The 15940-nt window shown below is 47.7% G+C and carries 17 protein-coding genes; 7 read left to right on the forward strand and 10 right to left on the reverse strand.

Features of this window, described 5'->3' with window-relative positions:
* Positions 1-3 precede the first annotated feature (3 nt).
* On the forward strand, positions 4-345 hold the full coding sequence (locus ABGV42_RS16910) for a DUF1801 domain-containing protein (RefSeq protein WP_347383275.1): 342 nt from the start codon (positions 4-6) through the stop codon (positions 343-345).
* 369 nt (positions 346-714) lie between these two features.
* On the opposite strand, the gene ABGV42_RS16915 is transcribed toward ABGV42_RS16910, so the two are convergent.
* The 5 genes from ABGV42_RS16915 to ABGV42_RS16935 all read right to left on the reverse strand — a co-directional run bounded on the left by ABGV42_RS16915 (position 715) and on the right by ABGV42_RS16935 (position 6933).
* Positions 715-945 (reverse strand): hypothetical protein, encoded by a 231-nt coding sequence (locus ABGV42_RS16915; protein ID WP_336781376.1) that lies wholly within the window; start codon positions 943-945, stop codon positions 715-717.
* A gap of 118 nt (positions 946-1063) precedes the next feature.
* Positions 1064-2368: a DUF1963 domain-containing protein gene (locus ABGV42_RS16920; protein WP_347382679.1), complete on the reverse strand. Its 1305-nt coding sequence runs from the start codon at positions 2366-2368 to the stop codon at positions 1064-1066.
* 173 nt (positions 2369-2541) lie between these two features.
* Positions 2542-3717, reverse strand: coding sequence for an alanyl-tRNA editing protein (locus tag ABGV42_RS16925; protein WP_347382680.1), 1176 nt, complete (start codon positions 3715-3717; stop codon positions 2542-2544).
* A 307-nt stretch (positions 3718-4024) separates the two neighbouring features.
* Positions 4025-5794, reverse strand: a complete 1770-nt coding sequence (gene dhaK, locus ABGV42_RS16930; protein ID WP_347382681.1) for a dihydroxyacetone kinase subunit DhaK — start codon at positions 5792-5794, stop codon at positions 4025-4027.
* Entirely contained in the window at positions 5794-6933 is a 1140-nt protein-coding gene (locus ABGV42_RS16935; protein WP_347382682.1) for a glycerol dehydrogenase, read from the reverse strand. Before ABGV42_RS16935 ends, dhaK begins: the two co-directional genes overlap by 1 nt.
* Positions 6934-7249: 316 nt before the next feature.
* On the opposite strand from ABGV42_RS16935, the gene ABGV42_RS16940 reads away from it, so the two are divergent.
* Positions 7250-8290: a PocR ligand-binding domain-containing protein gene (locus tag ABGV42_RS16940; RefSeq protein ID WP_347382683.1), complete on the forward strand. Its 1041-nt coding sequence runs from the start codon at positions 7250-7252 to the stop codon at positions 8288-8290.
* Here ABGV42_RS16940 and ABGV42_RS16945 read toward each other — a convergent pair whose 3' ends face one another.
* The 3 genes from ABGV42_RS16945 to ABGV42_RS16955 all read right to left on the reverse strand — a co-directional run bounded on the left by ABGV42_RS16945 (position 8291) and on the right by ABGV42_RS16955 (position 10482).
* Complete coding sequence (locus ABGV42_RS16945) at positions 8291-8764, reverse strand: SMI1/KNR4 family protein (RefSeq protein WP_347382684.1); 474 nt, start codon at positions 8762-8764, stop codon at positions 8291-8293.
* Between the two features lie 66 nt (positions 8765-8830).
* Positions 8831-9508, reverse strand: a complete 678-nt coding sequence (locus ABGV42_RS16950; protein WP_347382685.1) for a hypothetical protein — start codon at positions 9506-9508, stop codon at positions 8831-8833.
* A 92-nt stretch (positions 9509-9600) separates the two neighbouring features.
* Entirely contained in the window at positions 9601-10482 is an 882-nt protein-coding gene (locus tag ABGV42_RS16955) for a LysR family transcriptional regulator (protein ID WP_347382686.1), read from the reverse strand.
* Between the two features lie 135 nt (positions 10483-10617).
* On the opposite strand from ABGV42_RS16955, the gene ABGV42_RS16960 reads away from it, so the two are divergent.
* From ABGV42_RS16960 to ABGV42_RS16980, 5 genes are all read left to right on the forward strand, one after another.
* The gene (locus ABGV42_RS16960; protein WP_347382687.1) at positions 10618-11607 is read left to right on the forward strand and encodes a zinc-binding dehydrogenase; all 990 of its coding nucleotides are present in this window, start codon (positions 10618-10620) and stop codon (positions 11605-11607) included.
* 35 nt (positions 11608-11642) lie between these two features.
* On the forward strand, positions 11643-11861 hold the full coding sequence (locus ABGV42_RS16965; RefSeq protein WP_347382688.1) for a hypothetical protein: 219 nt from the start codon (positions 11643-11645) through the stop codon (positions 11859-11861).
* 21 nt (positions 11862-11882) lie between these two features.
* Positions 11883-12413: a hypothetical protein gene (locus tag ABGV42_RS16970; RefSeq protein ID WP_347382689.1), complete on the forward strand. Its 531-nt coding sequence runs from the start codon at positions 11883-11885 to the stop codon at positions 12411-12413.
* Positions 12410-12820: a hypothetical protein gene (locus ABGV42_RS16975; RefSeq protein WP_347382690.1), complete on the forward strand. Its 411-nt coding sequence runs from the start codon at positions 12410-12412 to the stop codon at positions 12818-12820. The genes ABGV42_RS16970 and ABGV42_RS16975 overlap by 4 nt, the downstream gene beginning before the upstream one ends.
* Before the next feature lie 139 nt (positions 12821-12959).
* On the forward strand, positions 12960-13748 hold the full coding sequence (locus ABGV42_RS16980) for a formate/nitrite transporter family protein (protein ID WP_095361044.1): 789 nt from the start codon (positions 12960-12962) through the stop codon (positions 13746-13748).
* A 55-nt stretch (positions 13749-13803) separates the two neighbouring features.
* Here ABGV42_RS16980 and ABGV42_RS16985 read toward each other — a convergent pair whose 3' ends face one another.
* A complete protein-coding gene (locus ABGV42_RS16985; protein ID WP_347382691.1) occupies positions 13804-14244 on the reverse strand; it encodes an acetyltransferase in 441 nt (146 codons plus the stop codon).
* A 123-nt stretch (positions 14245-14367) separates the two neighbouring features.
* Entirely contained in the window at positions 14368-15906 is a 1539-nt protein-coding gene (locus tag ABGV42_RS16990) for a glycoside hydrolase family 30 protein (protein WP_347382692.1), read from the reverse strand.
* Between the last annotated feature and the right edge of the window lie 34 nt (positions 15907-15940).

Here is a 15940-nt window from a genome sequence, read left to right on the forward strand (position 1 = left end):
GCCTTGAATACAGAAGTCACGGAGTTTATCGAACAGATCTCAACCCCCTGGCAAATCGCCGTAGCAGGACAATTACGCCAGCTCGTGCACGATTCCATTCCGGACGCGCAGGAGCGCATACAATACAAGAAGCCTCACTTCCTGAAGAACGGCAAATATGCCGCCGTCATCTCCCCTTCCAAACAGGCGGTGTCCTTCACCATTTTTAATTCGGCTGCTCTTGATCTACCCGATGGAGTATTTGAAGGACCAGCGGAACGCAAAACGATCAAGATCAAGGAAAAGGATACACCGGATTACGAATGGCTCGCTGGTCTGGTGACACAGGCATCTGCAGAATTGTAGAAGGATGTACAATTGAGGGCTGTAATTGATCAGATTTATTTAGCGGGCGAGATCTAATTCCTACACGTGAGCGTCAGCTTGATTCTTTCTTTAATTTGAAAAACGCAAGAAAACGAAGATAACAAAAAAACAGGTCAATCATGGTAGTATCTGACCATAATGGACCTGTTCTATGTAACGGAATAGCATTATTTATTTAGGATATAAGATTAAAGCCTTAACGTAAATACAACCGAAATGACGAAATCATTATACGGGTAATACCATGAGTAATATGTGTTATTTGTTCAATAATGGTTTCATCAGGCACTGGGTAGCACCACTGTAGAAAAACCTTGAGAGGCGAGAAGCCAATCAGAGTTCGACTCCTCAGGATTCAAATGTCATTTTCTCAGGAAATACACCGCCCTCCTTAACTAGACATCTGGCCATTCTTTGAGCCGCTCTTTCAAAGTAAAATTGATTTGAATGATCTGTGTTGTTAATTGATTCTAATTCGGAAAACATTCTAGTTCCTTTGTTTAATTCAATCTTTCCCATTATCTCTTCTTTTGGGCCGAATCGATAAATCACAACTGATTCATCCTCATAGTCTTTCAAGAGTAAGACAAAAGCTCCCGTTTAAACCACCTCTACTCTATTTCCCACAGACGGCCTTACCTGACAGTAGGCATGAGCATTTTTTAGTTTGTCAAAATATACCTTCAAACCAATCTAGTTAAGATTGCTGATACGTCACCGCAGTCATCTGACACGGCTCACATAGAAACATATAATACATACCCTCGCCATACTCCTCGATCTGTGCCCAGTCTACCTGCCCAACCGCCTTCATAGTTGTGGAGCAGCAGGGACAGACCGGATACGCTGCATCCTGAACCCATCCGGGATGACCGCCAATCTGGGATAGTGAAGGTTCCATGGCCCACTCACTGCCATGGAAGGCCTGACGGGGCTCTGTCGCAATGTAGAATGAATCACCAGCATCCGGGTCAGGTTCGAGCGAATTTTCGGGATCAATGTCATCCATTCCTACTGGCATGACATTGTGAGAACTCCAGAAGGGCTCCCCTGCTGAGCTTGTCTCCATATAGACCACACCGTAGCAGCTGCAGTTGATGCAAGTTCGAATCTGCAGCTTTTCGGCTTGCCAGGAAACATTCTGCAAGGCCGGATGCCTCACATCCAGAGCAACCAAGTTGGTTAAAGCGGTTCCACACCATGGACAACTGCTGGAACTTGTTTGAAGCATTTGAATGGGTACGCCGCTTGAAGGCGCAATTGTTCCAACCTTTGCATCACCTTTATATAATGAATAACTTGGGCTGATAAACAATTCTCTCCGCTTCCCGTCCTTGGTGAGTTCCCACCCGGCTTGGAAGGTGTATTGCTCTGGTTTTACATATAATTGATCTGCCCAGGCCGGCGGAGACTGCTTCCATTGCCAGAACTGCTCAACAACTACCTCATCGCCGATATAGGCTAACATAATCAGGATATGGTTTCGATTCTCGTCATCGTTGTGCACCTGCTTCAAGAGCTGATCCCGCACGTTCGCTGAAGCACTTTTATATAGAATCGCAGGATAGTAGATCTCCTGCTCCAACAACTCGGGAATCTGTGCAGCGAGCGAGATATCATGGTAACAGACCAGATACAGCAGAATGTCTTTGCCGGTATCCGTATCATCGGTACGAATCAACTCCATCGCATAGTCTGCCGTCGCTTCCTGCTGCTCCGCAGACAGTGACAGGTAGACTTGCTCTTGGGAACGTTCATAAGGCACATAGTGAATTAATGGATCGCGTACATGAGGTGTATGCATGATTTTCAGAATCTCCACCGGGTCATGCACTCCTTCATACAAATTCACGTCCCGTCGATTCGCTTCAATGTATTTCCGGCGTTCCTCCCGCTCCATCTCCTGCTTGCAGGGCATACAGTACCCACCTGTCTTGGCCGCGGTTGCCGGTAAAATCGTATTGGTGCATCCTTCACGGATACACGGAATGCGTTCTGTCATTCCTTTGTACCTCCTTGCCGTCTGATCGATATACCCCCGAGTATATCATAGGAAAATCATGGGATGTACTGGCTCTTCTCAGACGGATCTTCGCCTCATGTGAAAAAGCACGCCACAATTTGTGGCGTGCCGCTCCTTACAGATATCGCTTCGTCCCGAAGCCACAATTCATCTTAGTGATGTCCCAGCTGGTCCTTGGTAAATTCATAAAAGGCTAAGGCATCTTCACTGCTGGCAAAGCCTGCCTGAGCCATTCTGTCACTGCCCCCGCCCTTGCCCTGGTAGGCTCCGAGATTGCCCTTGAAGAATGGACCGCAAGACCACTCCGGCGGCTGCCCGTTCTGGGCCAGAACGACCTTGGCCTCCGAGATGCTGGCAAAGAGCACGATGCCCTCATGATCTTCCGTCAGCTTGGTCGCCAAGCTCTGCATGTCCTTGAGGGATTTGTCCTCGAATACCTGGGCAATAACCAAACCTTCCCGTGCAGATAGGAGTTCCTGTGCATAATACGTATCATTGGTCGATTTGACCGTACTCAGCTCGGATAGAAGCTGTTTCTGGTCTGTTTCCATTTTATCGATACGATCAAGTAGCTCTTCCCTGCTGGTTTTTAATTTCACCGAAATGCCGTTTAACACCTGCTGTGCTGCCGTGAATTCGTTTAATGCTCGGAATCCACATTTGAAATAGATGCGCGTGCCACCTTTAACCTTCTCCGTTTTCAGCACCTTAAGAATGCCGATCTCGCCTGTTGCCGCCACATGCGTGCCGCCACAAGCATTGTATTCCACACCCTCCATCTCGACAATACGGATGTCCTCTGTCACAGTAGGCTGCTTCACGAGCGGCAGACGCGCTGCTTCCTCCGCAGTAACCCAGGAGCTGCTAATGCGGGCATTGCGGTAAATCTGGCGGTTCACTTCTTGCTCAATGGCTGTCAATTGATCCGCTCCCAGTTCTGCGGCTACATCAATCGTTGCATATTCGGTTCCCAGATGGAAACTGAGCGTCATCGCATCAGCCAGCTTCAGCGTGATCGCTGACAACAGATGCTGCCCTGTGTGATGCTGCATGTGATCGAATCTGCGCTCCCAGTCAATCTCGCAGTGAACCTCCTTCTGCTCAGGCGCCTGATCGACTTTATGCCATACCTCGCCATCTTCGATGTTTACATCAAGAACAGCGATACCTCCGATTCGGCCCAGGTCACAGGGTTGTCCACCCCCATGCGGATAAAATGCCGTCTCCGCAAGTGTGATATATTTACCGTCTTCCTTGTCCGCTCTACCCGTAATTTGTGTATGCCAATCCCGCGTGTATGCGGAGTCGTAATATAACTTTTGTGTCATTAACTGATCCTGATCCCTTCTCGTTCAATTTGAGTGCTGATCCATACACATTCCTAAGTATCTGTTCTCCAGATTACACTATTTGGCATGAGGACACCAAATTTCTGCCCTGCTGCTATAGCTTCTTAAACCAAAAAGACCACTCTGTAACCAAACTACAGAGTGGTCTTTCTTCCCTCACCTCCATTGGACAAAACGTTGGAAAGGTTGTGAAACATGATTACACTGGAACGTAGACGCTAACTAAACAGCTACCAAAAGTATGGCCTGCCATCGGAGTGATCAAACGACCACTGGCATTCCCTATTTATTTCATTGACTCAGAGAGCTCTGTGAAAATAACTCCTAGTGCGTATGCACCAGCATCCGGATACCCCAGACTGCGGTCTCCAACCGTACCTGCGCGGCCCATGCGAGCCACGATGTCTTCAGTTTTCTTCGCACCTTCGACTGCCGCTTGCGCCCCTTTGGCAAATGCGGTTTTGAAGTCATCACCTGCATTTGCACTTTGTGTCCAGGAATCAGCACAAGGTACGAGTGCATCAATCAGCGTCTTGTCACCCACAACTGCGCCGCGTCCGAAGGAACGCTCACCCGTGGATTGAATGCCTTGCACGGCTGCTTGCATCATTTCGGCAAATTCGGATACCGTCAGCTGCTGTTTATCTCCTACAGCTTTGCCCGCTGCGCGGAATGCCGAACCCCAGATTGGACCGGATGCCCCGCCGCAATACTCCATAATAACGAGTGAGCATGCATCCAAGAACGAACCGATATCCTTCTTCTCTTCGCTGATAATATGATTCCATTCGCGTTTCAGCTGACGGAAGCCCTTTGCCACGCTCATCCCGAAGTCGCCGTCCCCTGCATGAGAATCCAGTTCACAGAACGGTACCTCGTTCTTGATGATGATCTCACCCATCTTATCGATCAGGTACACGATATTGTCCAGGGAGAATTGGTTGTTGTTAATCACTGCTGCGGATGCAGGTGTCTCCACTTCGTAGGAAACCGGAGCTTCTTCACCTACAACCGCTTCAAGTGCTTCGGAGTATGCTGCTTGTGAAGCCGGAGGACCGGAAACCTTGAATGCAGGTGTATCACTTTCCTTATATAACAACGACTTGAGCTCATCATCCAGCTTCAGGAGTGTCAGTGATGCGCCAGCCATATCGATGCTGGTCATGTAATTGCCAACAAAAGTGGTAGCGACATGAAGACCCGAATGGCTTGCCAGCTCGCGCTGAACGGAGTTGTTAAGCAGGTACAATTCCTGCAGTGGAGTTGCGCCAAAACCGTTCACAAGAACAGCAATCTCTGCGGATGTGTCGCCATCCAGCTTCATGTCTGCCAGCAGTGCTTCAACCATGCGGCCCGCCAGCTCATCAGCAGAAACAATCTTCTCGCGACGAATACCTGGTTCACCATGGATGCCTACGCCGAACTCCATCTCATCGTCCGCAATTTCGAACGTTGGGGTCCCTTTGGCAGGCACGGTGCAGGACGTAAATCCAAAACCAATGCTGTGTACGTTCTGGGCTGCCTTCTCGGCCACCAACTTCACCTCTGCCAGACTGCGCCCTTCTTCAGCTGCAGCTCCGGCAATTTTATGCACCAGAACCGTTCCGGCTACGCCGCGGCGTCCTACGGTGTACAGACTGTCCTGTACAGCAATGTCGTCCTCAACACGCACATACTGTACGTCGATACCGTCTTCCTCCGCCAGATGGGCAGCATTCTTGAAATTCATCATGTCACCGCTATAGTTCTTGATGATCAAGAGTGTCCCCTTATTGCTGGCCGTTGCCTTAATTGCCTGGTACACCTGAATCTGGGAAGGAGATGCAAATACATCTCCACATACCGCAGCATCCAGCATGCCTTTCCCCACATAACCAGCATGAGCCGGTTCATGGCCACTGCCGCCGCCGCTGATGAGGCTGACTTTGTCTGCATTAATCTCTCTACGTTTGATGACTTTATACTTTTTCAAAAATTCCAGCTCCGGGTGCGCCAGCGCAATCCCGTTGCACATTTCCATCACGACATTTTCAGCTTGATTGATAATTTTCTTCATTACTTTGCCTCCCGGCGAGCTTTGTATTCCCGTCCCATACGGTCAGCCGCTGCAATGGCAGCAGCCACTTCAGGAACAGTGATCGGAAATGGCATGGCGTGAATGGATTCTTCCGGAATACAAGCGATCTCTGCAACTTTCAACAACTCTTCTTGACTAATCGTATCTACACCGATATCCGCCAAGCTTACAGGCAGTCCCACGGCGAGACAGAAGTCCATGACTTCATGCAGCTCTTCGGTTGGTGCATTTTCAAGGACGAGCTGGGCAATCGTACCGAATGATACTTTTTCACCGTGGAAGAAGTGATGTGTACCCTCCAGAACCGTCAATCCGTTGTGAATGGCATGTGCTGCAGCCAGACCGCCACTTTCAAATCCAAGACCGGACAACAGAATGTTCGTCTCAACGATATTTTCCAGCGCTTGAGTTACGACGTTGCTGTCGCTGGCTACTTTTGCTTTCGCCCCGTCCGTCAGCAGCATTTCATAACATAATTTTGCCAGTGCTAGTGCTGCATTCGTACCTACAGCCGATGGAGTATATCCTTCGCGGGAACCCATAGGCAGACTTGCGTTTACACGGGAATACGATTTTGCTGTTGCTCTTGCTTCGAAGTAGGTAGAGAGCGCATCTCCCATACCGGATACGAGAAAACGTGTTGGAGCGTTGGCAATTACGGTTGTATCCACAAGAACGACACTTGGGCTTTGTTTGAAATAAGCGTAGTCGTCAAAAGAACCATCCGGTGTGTACAATACCGCAGAGTGACTTGTTGGTGCATCTGTTGCAGCAATCGTTGGGCAGATGATCAGTGCTTCGCCTTCCGCTACGCATTTGGCTGCATCAATGGCTTTGCCGCCTCCGAGACCGATGGTGCAGGTGCATCCTTTTTCCTTCGCGATCTCTTGTAGACGCGCCACCTCCTCACGGGAACATTCCCCTCTAAAACCGCTTTCAACAAAGGTAATATTGAACTTCTCTGCTGTTGCATCCAGCTTCGTCTTCACGCGTTGTACATCATCCGGATGTGCAATCAACAAGGCGGAATCTCCGAAGGATTTCACAAAGTAACCAAGGTTCAACAATTCATCTTCGCCTTGCACGTATTTCGTTGGACTGATAAATGCTTTTCTCATAAGGGTAAATGCCTCCTAAAGGATAGTTTGTATGAAAGTTAGAGTTAATGCATCAAATTTTAATGATTCACAATTAACCTAAATATATCTCATGGATGCGAGTGATACATTGGACTTTGATAACAAATTATTATAATTTGCAATCGTAATTTTTTGCTTTTTGCTGAAATCATGGTATCTTATTGTCATTGGATCGTTGAATGTTGAATGTTGACATCCTCTTACATTACCCGTTCGCATCTCATTCTAATATGTACAACTTGCTAACTTTTCACGGCTCAGAGCCGGCAATCCGGTTTGTATGGAGGTTCACCCCATGATTAAAGAATATTTGCATATTAATAAAATTCTCGATCTGAATAAATGGAAGCGTCTACAGGATTCACTGGCTAATGTAACCAAACTGGCCATCCTGACCGTCGACTACAAAGGCATTCCGGTGACCAGCCACAGCAGCTGCCAAGCGTTCTGCCAAAATGTACGCAAAGACCCCGAACTGCTTCCCTACTGCCAAAAATGTGATTCTCGCGGCGGCCTGGAAGCGGTTCGGTTGAATGAACCCTATGTTTACTTGTGTCATTTTAATATTATTGATATCGCCATTCCCATCACGATTGATGGGAAATACATTGGGGCCGTACTGGCAGGGCAAGTTAAACTTGCAGATCCCGATAAAGGCACTGATCTGGAACAGATCGTCTCTTCCAAAAACGTGCCTATGCATGAAGCGAAGCTGCAGGAACTCCAGGACGATTATGACCAACTGCCCGTAATGACGTATGAAGAGATCGTCAAAATTTCCAATATGCTGTCCCTGCTCTGCAACTATATCGTAGAGGAAGCTCTCAATAAAAATTTGCTGGTGGAGATGTTCGAGAAGGCTTCCGGGTCTCCGGAATCCGTTAATCTGTCCACGATTCTTCCTGGCTATTCCATTCGTAATATTGAATCCATCAAAAAGGAAATGACCAATGCGATTGCGGATGCGTATCTCAAAAACAGCCCAAGCGATAATGCATGCACCAGCCCGGCGTTACAGCCTGCTTTTGAATATATTCACAGTCACAAGAGTGAACAGGTTACTTTGAAACACATGGCAGATCTATGCCACCTTAGCCCAAGCTATTTCAGCAGACTGTTTGCCAAGGAAACGGGTGAGAATTTCACAACCTATCTGGCCAAGCTCAAAATCAAGTGGGCCAAGCAGTTGCTGGAGGTGACCGACATGCCGATCTCACAGATTAGTGATGAGCTGGGCTTTAACGAATCGGGGTATTTTATTAAAATTTTCAAAAAATTCGAAGAAATTACGCCTGCCCTCTATCGTAAATACATTCAAGAGCAGTCTGTCAAATAACTATTTCATCTGTTCCTGAACCCAGATCGCAGACTCAGCCAGCATCTCCATTAGTCCGTTAAAGTGAGGAGCCACCTCTTGAAATGGATAATCTCCTGCATAATCGTGGATGAGCATTAGTACCTTACCCGTGTTCTGTTCAAGAACAGCAATGCTCCCTTCTCCAAAGCCGCCAATCGGGAACGGGTTCAGCTCTTCAGACAGGTCATATTCTTTCTTATATTCACGGTACGCCTCTACAAATGCAGGGTATGCCCAGTCCAATTCTTTAGTGGAATAAAGAGCAGGATCACCGAAGTTACAGGCGCCATAATATAGCAAAAGATCCCTGTATGCTTCGGGAAGATGAACGTTGTACTTTTTCTCAAAATCAGCTATTGCCTGCTCCGTTTCCGGAGTACAGCTTCTGCCCATTACGGTCTGATACGCCTGATCCAAAAGAGTTCGAATCGGTTCAAGAGCCTTAGATTCCACGAAACATCCTCCTCCATAAGTGAGATAGAGTCTTCCAAATGATCTGGATATGAGCATAGTTACTGACTAGAGGTCCTCTATGTAACTGACTTCTGAGGGTATCAAATCACCATTGTACGCCCTGAATTCAACTTCAATCGTACCTGTATACGTGCCGGGAGAAACTTGCACCGGGATTTCGGCAATCAGCTTGTTGTCCGAAACCCGGCACCTCAGAATACGACCAATACTCGCCTCGTCAAACCACATTCCCGCATCTTCAGCAGGATAAGAATAGACATACTCTTTACCTGCAATGTTCATCGTGTATTCAACCGTTGCCTGGTGTTCCTTGTAGATCGAAGACAACGAATTCTGAGCTTTCGCTATCGGATCCCCGACGTGGATTTCGGTCCAATCTTCTTGTAGCACATGAATGGATGAGCCCCGCGCCCCAGTACCTTTTCCAGTCGTAAGTATAATGATCACTTCGTCCTGACCTTTGCCATCTATATTGGCGGTAACCACTTCCGGGTAATAAGCTGGTTCGCTGATGTTTTCCCATGGAAATAATTTCGTTTGGTTGTTCCATATGACTGTAATTCCGGAGTACATCCCTTGAACAGGTTTGGTTGTTGCGCTTAATGTAATGTCTTGTTGATTTTCTTGGATCTCGGCCAATACAATTCGTTCTTGATTCGGAACAGGAAGAGAACCCGGTAAAGCAATGATTGCTGCACAGATCAGTTTTGGTATGAACCACATGCTTATCATCAAACCTCACTTTGCTATTCATAGGAATTGAGTTTCGCAACTCTCTATTAATAACAGTGCTCAGTTCAATTTAGTTTGCTAAATTAAATCTCATTTCCCTTCTTTGTTTCTGGCCTGGTTGTCATCATCTCCAGCAAGCCACGTAATGCGGCCGATAGATGTTCACTTCGGGGATGTACAAGCCCCACTTCCAATCTACAGTATGGCTCTGGCAAAGATATCACTGAAACTTCTCCTCTTATTTCAGCTTGGATAACGGAAGAACGTGGGAGTAAGGATATCCCCATTCCGGCAGATACACCACTTAGTATCGTGTTCAGTGTTCCAAACTCCATTACATTGAGCTTATGAACACCACAGCTATTTAGATAAGCTTCAGCTTGGGTTCTGTGCGTACACCCGATCTCAAAGAACAACATCGGTTTACCTAATACTTCGGTCATCTGATACAAGCCGGGTTCCGCGATTAGAACCAGTTCCTCATCATACACCTTGATATAGTTCAGTTCAGGATGATCAATTGGCCCATAGACTAAGGCTCCTTGCAATTCATACTGCATGACCCTCTGATTCAGCTCATGGGTCCCTCCTGTGACAAGTGAAGCCTGTACCTCTGGATAACAGGAATGGTATTTAGCCAGGAATGGAGCAAGGAAGCTGGAGGCCGCTGTCTCAATGGAACCTAAACGAAGCTTTCCTGCAGGTTTACTTCCTATTTGAGTCGACAATTCTGCTTCATGCAACAAATCCAGTATTTTATCTGCATACCCGAGCAAATGATCTCCAGCAGGCGTGAGTACCATTCCCCGGTTCGTGCGATGAAAAAGTGGAACTTGAAGTTGACTTTCCAGCTGTTGGATCCGCGTTGTAACATTGGACTGCACATAATTCAGTGCCAATGCTGCTTTACTAATACTTCCCTCTCGAGCAACTGTCCGAAATATTTTTAGATCTCCTGCATCCACGATAATCACCTGCTTACTAGCTATTGTTTTTATTGATACCCACATTCATTTTTGTTCATTTTACGTGAAACCACCCCAACTGTACAATGAGGTTCAATCATGACCTTTAATTACATCAACGGGAGGAATAACATTATGAAAGCTATTATACATTCAGGCCGCAGTGGCCTCGAAGGTATTCAATTTACAGGATCTACAAGTCAAGCACCTGGGTATGGCGAAGTCAAAATCCAGTTAAAATCAGCGGGTCTCAACCACCGCGATCTCTTCATCATGGCAGGTCGCACAACCCATGACGCTCCGCTCATTCCAGGCTCCGATGGGGCTGGTATAATAGTAGAAACTGGCGAAGGAGTAACTCACCCTTCTGTAGGTGATGAAGTCATTATTCATCCAACTCTGGGTTGGAAGTGTGCAGCAGATGTGCCTATTGTGCCCGAGATTGTAGGGGGACCAACGGATGGAACACTTGCACAGTACATTACTATCCCTGCCGAAAATGCATTACCTAAACCCTCTCATCTAACATGGGAAGAAGCAGGGGTGTTACCCTTATCGGCATTGACGGCCTATCGTGCGTTATTCACCCGTGGCGGTCTGCAGCAAGGAGAACATGTTCTAATTCCCGGCATTGGCGGTGGTGTAGCGACCTGTGCCCTTCTCATGGCGGTATCAGCCGGAGCCAAGGTAACGGTAACCTCAAGGAGCGAATTTAAGCGACAAGAAGCTATTCAATTGGGAGCTGTACAAGCATTCGGAAGTCATGAGGATTGGAGTCAGCATAACGAACTTGACCCTGTGGATCTGATTTTAGATAGCATCGGACAGGCACTATTTCCCCAATATTTTAATATGATCCGGCCCGGTGGCCGGATCGTGATGTATGGCGCAAGCTCTGGAGATGATCTGACTATTCCGATTCGATCCATCTTCTTCCCTCAAGTTAGCCTAATCGGCACTTCCATGGGAAGCCATGAAGAGTTTGTCCAGATGCTGCAATGGGTAGAAGATCATAATATCCATCCTGTAATCGATAGTGTGCATCCGATACAGGATACAGCGAAGGCATTTGAACGTATGGAAAAGGGAGAGCAGTTTGGCAATCTTGCTATACGGATCGAGTGATTACTTACATTATGAATGATTCAGGAGGTTTTGTTATGTCCGACCATGGACAATTGGTAGAACGGGTTCGCAAGCTGATGAATGCCGAAGGAACTGAAGCGGAACTGGATGATATGCTGACCGAGCTGCAGCTGCAGTTGCCTTATGCGGAGATCAGTAATCTGATTTTCTGGGATGATCGGGACCTGACCCCCGAACAGATTGTGGAAGAAGCACTGGCTGCTCGTCCCATCCAGCTTCCACCCCAATCCTAGCTTCATTCAGGAGGTGAACGATTGACTATGTCTGATATCAAATACAACAACATTAACGACAATGAACAGCCTGATTTTGACGAAGTCAGCGGAGAAGAACAGTTACATTCTCTCCGTAATCTGGTCGAGTTAACAGATCATCATCTTACTCGGCAAGTTCTCGCTATCGGCATGAATGCTCACGAAGAAGATCTGGTACGCATCGAAGCCTGGCGCGCCCTTGGGTTGGCAAGCTCCTCTGGGCTGCTGGATGGCATCCTACATGCTGCCGCGCAGCTTGTTCGTGATTCGGACGAAGATGAGGATGTACAAAACTATGCCTTGCAGACGCTAGCCTTATTGCCCGTGACCGAAGCCGAGATTCAATTGGCTCTGGAGGTTTTGGAGAGGAATGCTTACATCTTGGTCAAGGGAGCCGCCTTCGCTGTTCTTGCTGCACATCAACACGTTGCCGGTGCTCGATCTGCGTTAGAGTCGCTTCAATCCGATCCCGATTTCGGCCCTTCTGCGAAGCGGGTATTACAATCGAACCAAGGAAGTGATAGTGAATGAGCAAACATGATCCTTCTTCACATGAACACGAAGCTTATAAGAACACAGGTCAGTCCAATGAAGAATCGGGAGAACATGCCGTGAAGCCTGTCTACCTGACCCAAGGTGAGATCAATGCTTTGCAGAAGGCCATCATGTTCCTTAAATTTGAGTGCGAAGAAACCGACTCCCTGCTATATGCAGGTAGCCCTCTGCTGAACAGTGTGCTGGAAAAGGTGCGGGATGCACATGATTATGCCGAGTACACCAAAGACTTCCACTCCCGACCCAATGAATATGCTGAGCGTTTCATGAGAGCCAAACTGGAGCGTTCCTACGCAGAAGAACTGGCACCGCGTGATCGAACAGCAGAACAGAAGGCTGAGATTCTCAGTTCCTGCATGTACCCTTATCCAGTGAAGTCGTAACCATCATATTTTGAGGTGCCACATGATCCGAAATGGAAATGTTTAGCGGAGCTGCTGATGTGGTAGTTAAACTCATACCACCCTTCTTCCAAATTTTCGTTATAATGTAAGCATTACACCGAGAAACGGGAGGCGAATTATGGAAACTGAAGGTTTACGCAACGTTGAACAACTAGCCTTGAAGAAGCACAAGATTTACAAACAAAGTTTGATCCGGTACCTTGCACGCTCCATGCTGGCGAGCATGTTTATCGGATTTGGCGTAATCGTGGCATTTAAGACAGGTAATTTCTTTTATATGGAGCAGTCCCCATTTACATACCCTATGGCCGCACTTACGTTCGGAGCAGCCATTATTCTGATTGCCTACGGCGGGGGTGACCTCTTTACCGGGAATACGTTCTATTACACGTACGCTGCACTCAGGAAGAAGCTGCGCTGGTTCGAAGTGGTGAAGCTGTGGATTGCCAGTTACAGCGGAAACCTGATGGGCGCGGCTGTCTTCGCTCTATTAATCTATCTGACGGGATTATTCGATTCGTCTCAGGTCAATGGATTTCTGCTAAGTGTGGTGGAGCACAAAATGGAGGCACCGGCGATGCAGCTCTTTTTCCGGGGGATTCTGTGTAACTGGCTCGTATGTCTGGCGTTTTTCGTGCCGATGTTCATGAAGGAGAACGGCGCCAAAATGTTCGCCATGATGCTCTTTGTCTTCTGTTTTTTCATCTCGGGTTATGAACACAGCGTAGCCAATATGTGTACGTTTGCGATCGCGCTTGTGCTGAATCATCCGGGAACGATCTCGTTTGGCGGAGTTATCCATAACCTGGTCCCGGTAACCCTCGGTAATCTGGTTGGGGGCGTGCTGCTGATGGGCTTCATGTATTATGCGGTAAACAAACCATTTCTCGATGATGAGACACACTAATGCACAGAAAATCCCCCGCAGCCAACCATCTCCTGATGGTGGTTGCGGGGGATTTCTATTTCAACTCCAAATGTAGCAGGGGAAAAGGATTGCCCGAGCCATCCAGCTCGGATCTGCCTGTCTGTACAAACCCCATTCGGGTATAAAACCGGGCAGCCCCCTCATTTTGTTCATTCACATCCACTTTGAGATCATTTCCCTTAAGCCCAATGGCATGCGTGACAAGCTTTCGTCCGACACCTTGTCCATGCTTGTCCACATCTACGAATAACATCTCAATGTGCTTGCCGTCCATTCCAATAAAACCAGCAGGTTCATCCGCTGAGTCCACCGCTTCCCATATTTCCATCTCTGACAAGGCTTCGCTCACCACACTCTTATAGAAAAGGATATCCCCCTCTGCAAGAAACGTATGTGTTGCTCTTACAGCACGTTCCCATATGGCAACAAGCTTGGCATGATCCTGCTTACGGTATGGTATAAGCATCATTTTCACTTCTCACTCCTCCCATAGGATGATTATATTACATAAATACGAGGAGCAAGTAGAATCGAATGATGCAAAATACTGAAATAGAAGTTGATGTTATGATTGGCTTTATCTACCTTTCATCCTGACTCAGCTATTCGAGCTGACCTCCGGCTTCCAACGAAACGTGGCAGCGGATTGGGATGGTAGTGTGTATTGAAATGTCTTTCCTTCCATGACGACATGAAAGGCAGCATCTTCGTTCCCTGTGTTAGCCGCAACGAGCACCATGGTTCCATCCGGATTGCGAAAAGCTACGTTTTTCAGTTCATCCGATTCTTGGGTAGACTCCACTCTTATGGCTCCTGAACGCACATAACGACTGACATGTCCAAGCGCATAATACTCGACATTACGAGTCACTTCGCGCGTATCCGGATTAATGGTCACCACCCCCCGACAATTCGTACAGCCGCCATTGGTCGGTCCGCCTTGCGGATCCAGTGCAATATTCCAGAGCAGTACGCTTGTGGCCCAGTTTCGCGAAGCACCGATCATTAGATTGGACATCTGCCAGCTTAGATTATCGCCAAACTCAGGACTCCATTCCCCACCACTGCATTCTGTAAAATAGATGTTTTTGTCCGGAAAGCGATCATGCACGTCCGTCATGGCAGAAGGCTCCCCTGCATAACAATGGAATGCCGAACCATCAATATAGGATGCAGCTGCTTCGTCGCTAAGCACGCTGCCTGTATACTCCACTGCCTGATCCCAGTTATGGTCATAACTGATGATTCGCGTGTCCATTCCTGCCTCTTGCATGGCCGGCCCAAGGTAATCCCGGATAAACATGGCCTGTTCTTCGGCTCCCATACTCATGCTCGGATAGCTAGCCGTGGTGAACTCCGGTTCATTCTGCAGCGTCATTCCATAGATGGGTACACCTTGGGCCTGATAGGCTTCAATATATTTTACGAAATAACGTGTGTAAGCTTCATACACTTGAGGATTGCTGTAATCCAGATACCAGCCATTCATGGTCTTCTCGCCGTATTTCATCCAGGCCGGGGCAGTCCATGGTGTGCCCATAACCTTGATGTCCGGCTTCAGTCCAACGATCTGTCTCAGCATATCCACAACTTCCCGATCTTTGTCGATCGAAAAGTGCTCCATATCATAATCCGTACCCGATTCGATATCATTATACGTATAACTTGATGGTTTCCCTGATGTATCCACCGAATAATCGGAGGCACCGATGGTATGACGCACCATATCCAGATTCAAGCCTTCCGTGGTATACAGCTCCTGAAGTAACTGTACTCGCTGTTCTGGCGGAAGCTGGTTGATCAAGTAGGTGGACGAGCCTGTCATGGCGGCACCGAACCCATCCATGGTCTGATACGTTTGGGACGGATCAATAATTATAGTGTAATCTGAATCTGCGTCGGAATCATTCGCCTCCGATGTATTCCAGGAAATCGGCTGCTGCGGTTCCAATAAATGCTGCTGATCTCCGGTTGTCAGCCATACTTCAGCTGTTGCGGGTTTCTTCTCTACTGGTGGCGGAATGGCATCCTCTTCGGTGTGGCATGTCATCCGCCATACGCCGAAACCAGCCACAATGCATACACCGAGCGACAGGATGATCCATGCTGTTCTCCTCTCTCTCCAACGTGACTTCATCTCATCTCACGCTCCTCTCCAGGTGTGGAAAAAG

Origin of the sequence: Paenibacillus pabuli (assembly GCF_039831995.1) — a bacterium.
GTDB lineage: Bacteria > Bacillota > Bacilli > Paenibacillales > Paenibacillaceae > Paenibacillus > Paenibacillus pabuli_C.

Coding starts and splice junctions, on each gene's coding strand:
- dhaK (WP_347382681.1), bottom strand. CDS start 5,794: ATGAAGAAAATTATCAATCAAGCTGAAAATGTCGTGATGGAAATGTGC.
- ABGV42_RS16960 (WP_347382687.1), top strand. CDS start 10,618: ATGAAAGCTATTATACATTCAGGCCGCAGTGGCCTCGAAGGTATTCAA.
- ABGV42_RS16935 (WP_347382682.1), bottom strand. CDS start 6,933: ATGAGAAAAGCATTTATCAGTCCAACGAAATACGTGCAAGGCGAAGAT.
- ABGV42_RS16950 (WP_347382685.1), bottom strand. CDS start 9,508: ATGTGGTTCATACCAAAACTGATCTGTGCAGCAATCATTGCTTTACCG.
- ABGV42_RS16925 (WP_347382680.1), bottom strand. CDS start 3,717: ATGACACAAAAGTTATATTACGACTCCGCATACACGCGGGATTGGCAT.
- ABGV42_RS16965 (WP_347382688.1), top strand. CDS start 11,643: ATGTCCGACCATGGACAATTGGTAGAACGGGTTCGCAAGCTGATGAAT.
- ABGV42_RS16980 (WP_095361044.1), top strand. CDS start 12,960: ATGGAAACTGAAGGTTTACGCAACGTTGAACAACTAGCCTTGAAGAAG.
- ABGV42_RS16940 (WP_347382683.1), top strand. CDS start 7,250: ATGATTAAAGAATATTTGCATATTAATAAAATTCTCGATCTGAATAAA.
- ABGV42_RS16920 (WP_347382679.1), bottom strand. CDS start 2,368: ATGACAGAACGCATTCCGTGTATCCGTGAAGGATGCACCAATACGATT.
- ABGV42_RS16990 (WP_347382692.1), bottom strand. CDS start 15,906: ATGAAGTCACGTTGGAGAGAGAGGAGAACAGCATGGATCATCCTGTCG.
- ABGV42_RS16975 (WP_347382690.1), top strand. CDS start 12,410: ATGAGCAAACATGATCCTTCTTCACATGAACACGAAGCTTATAAGAAC.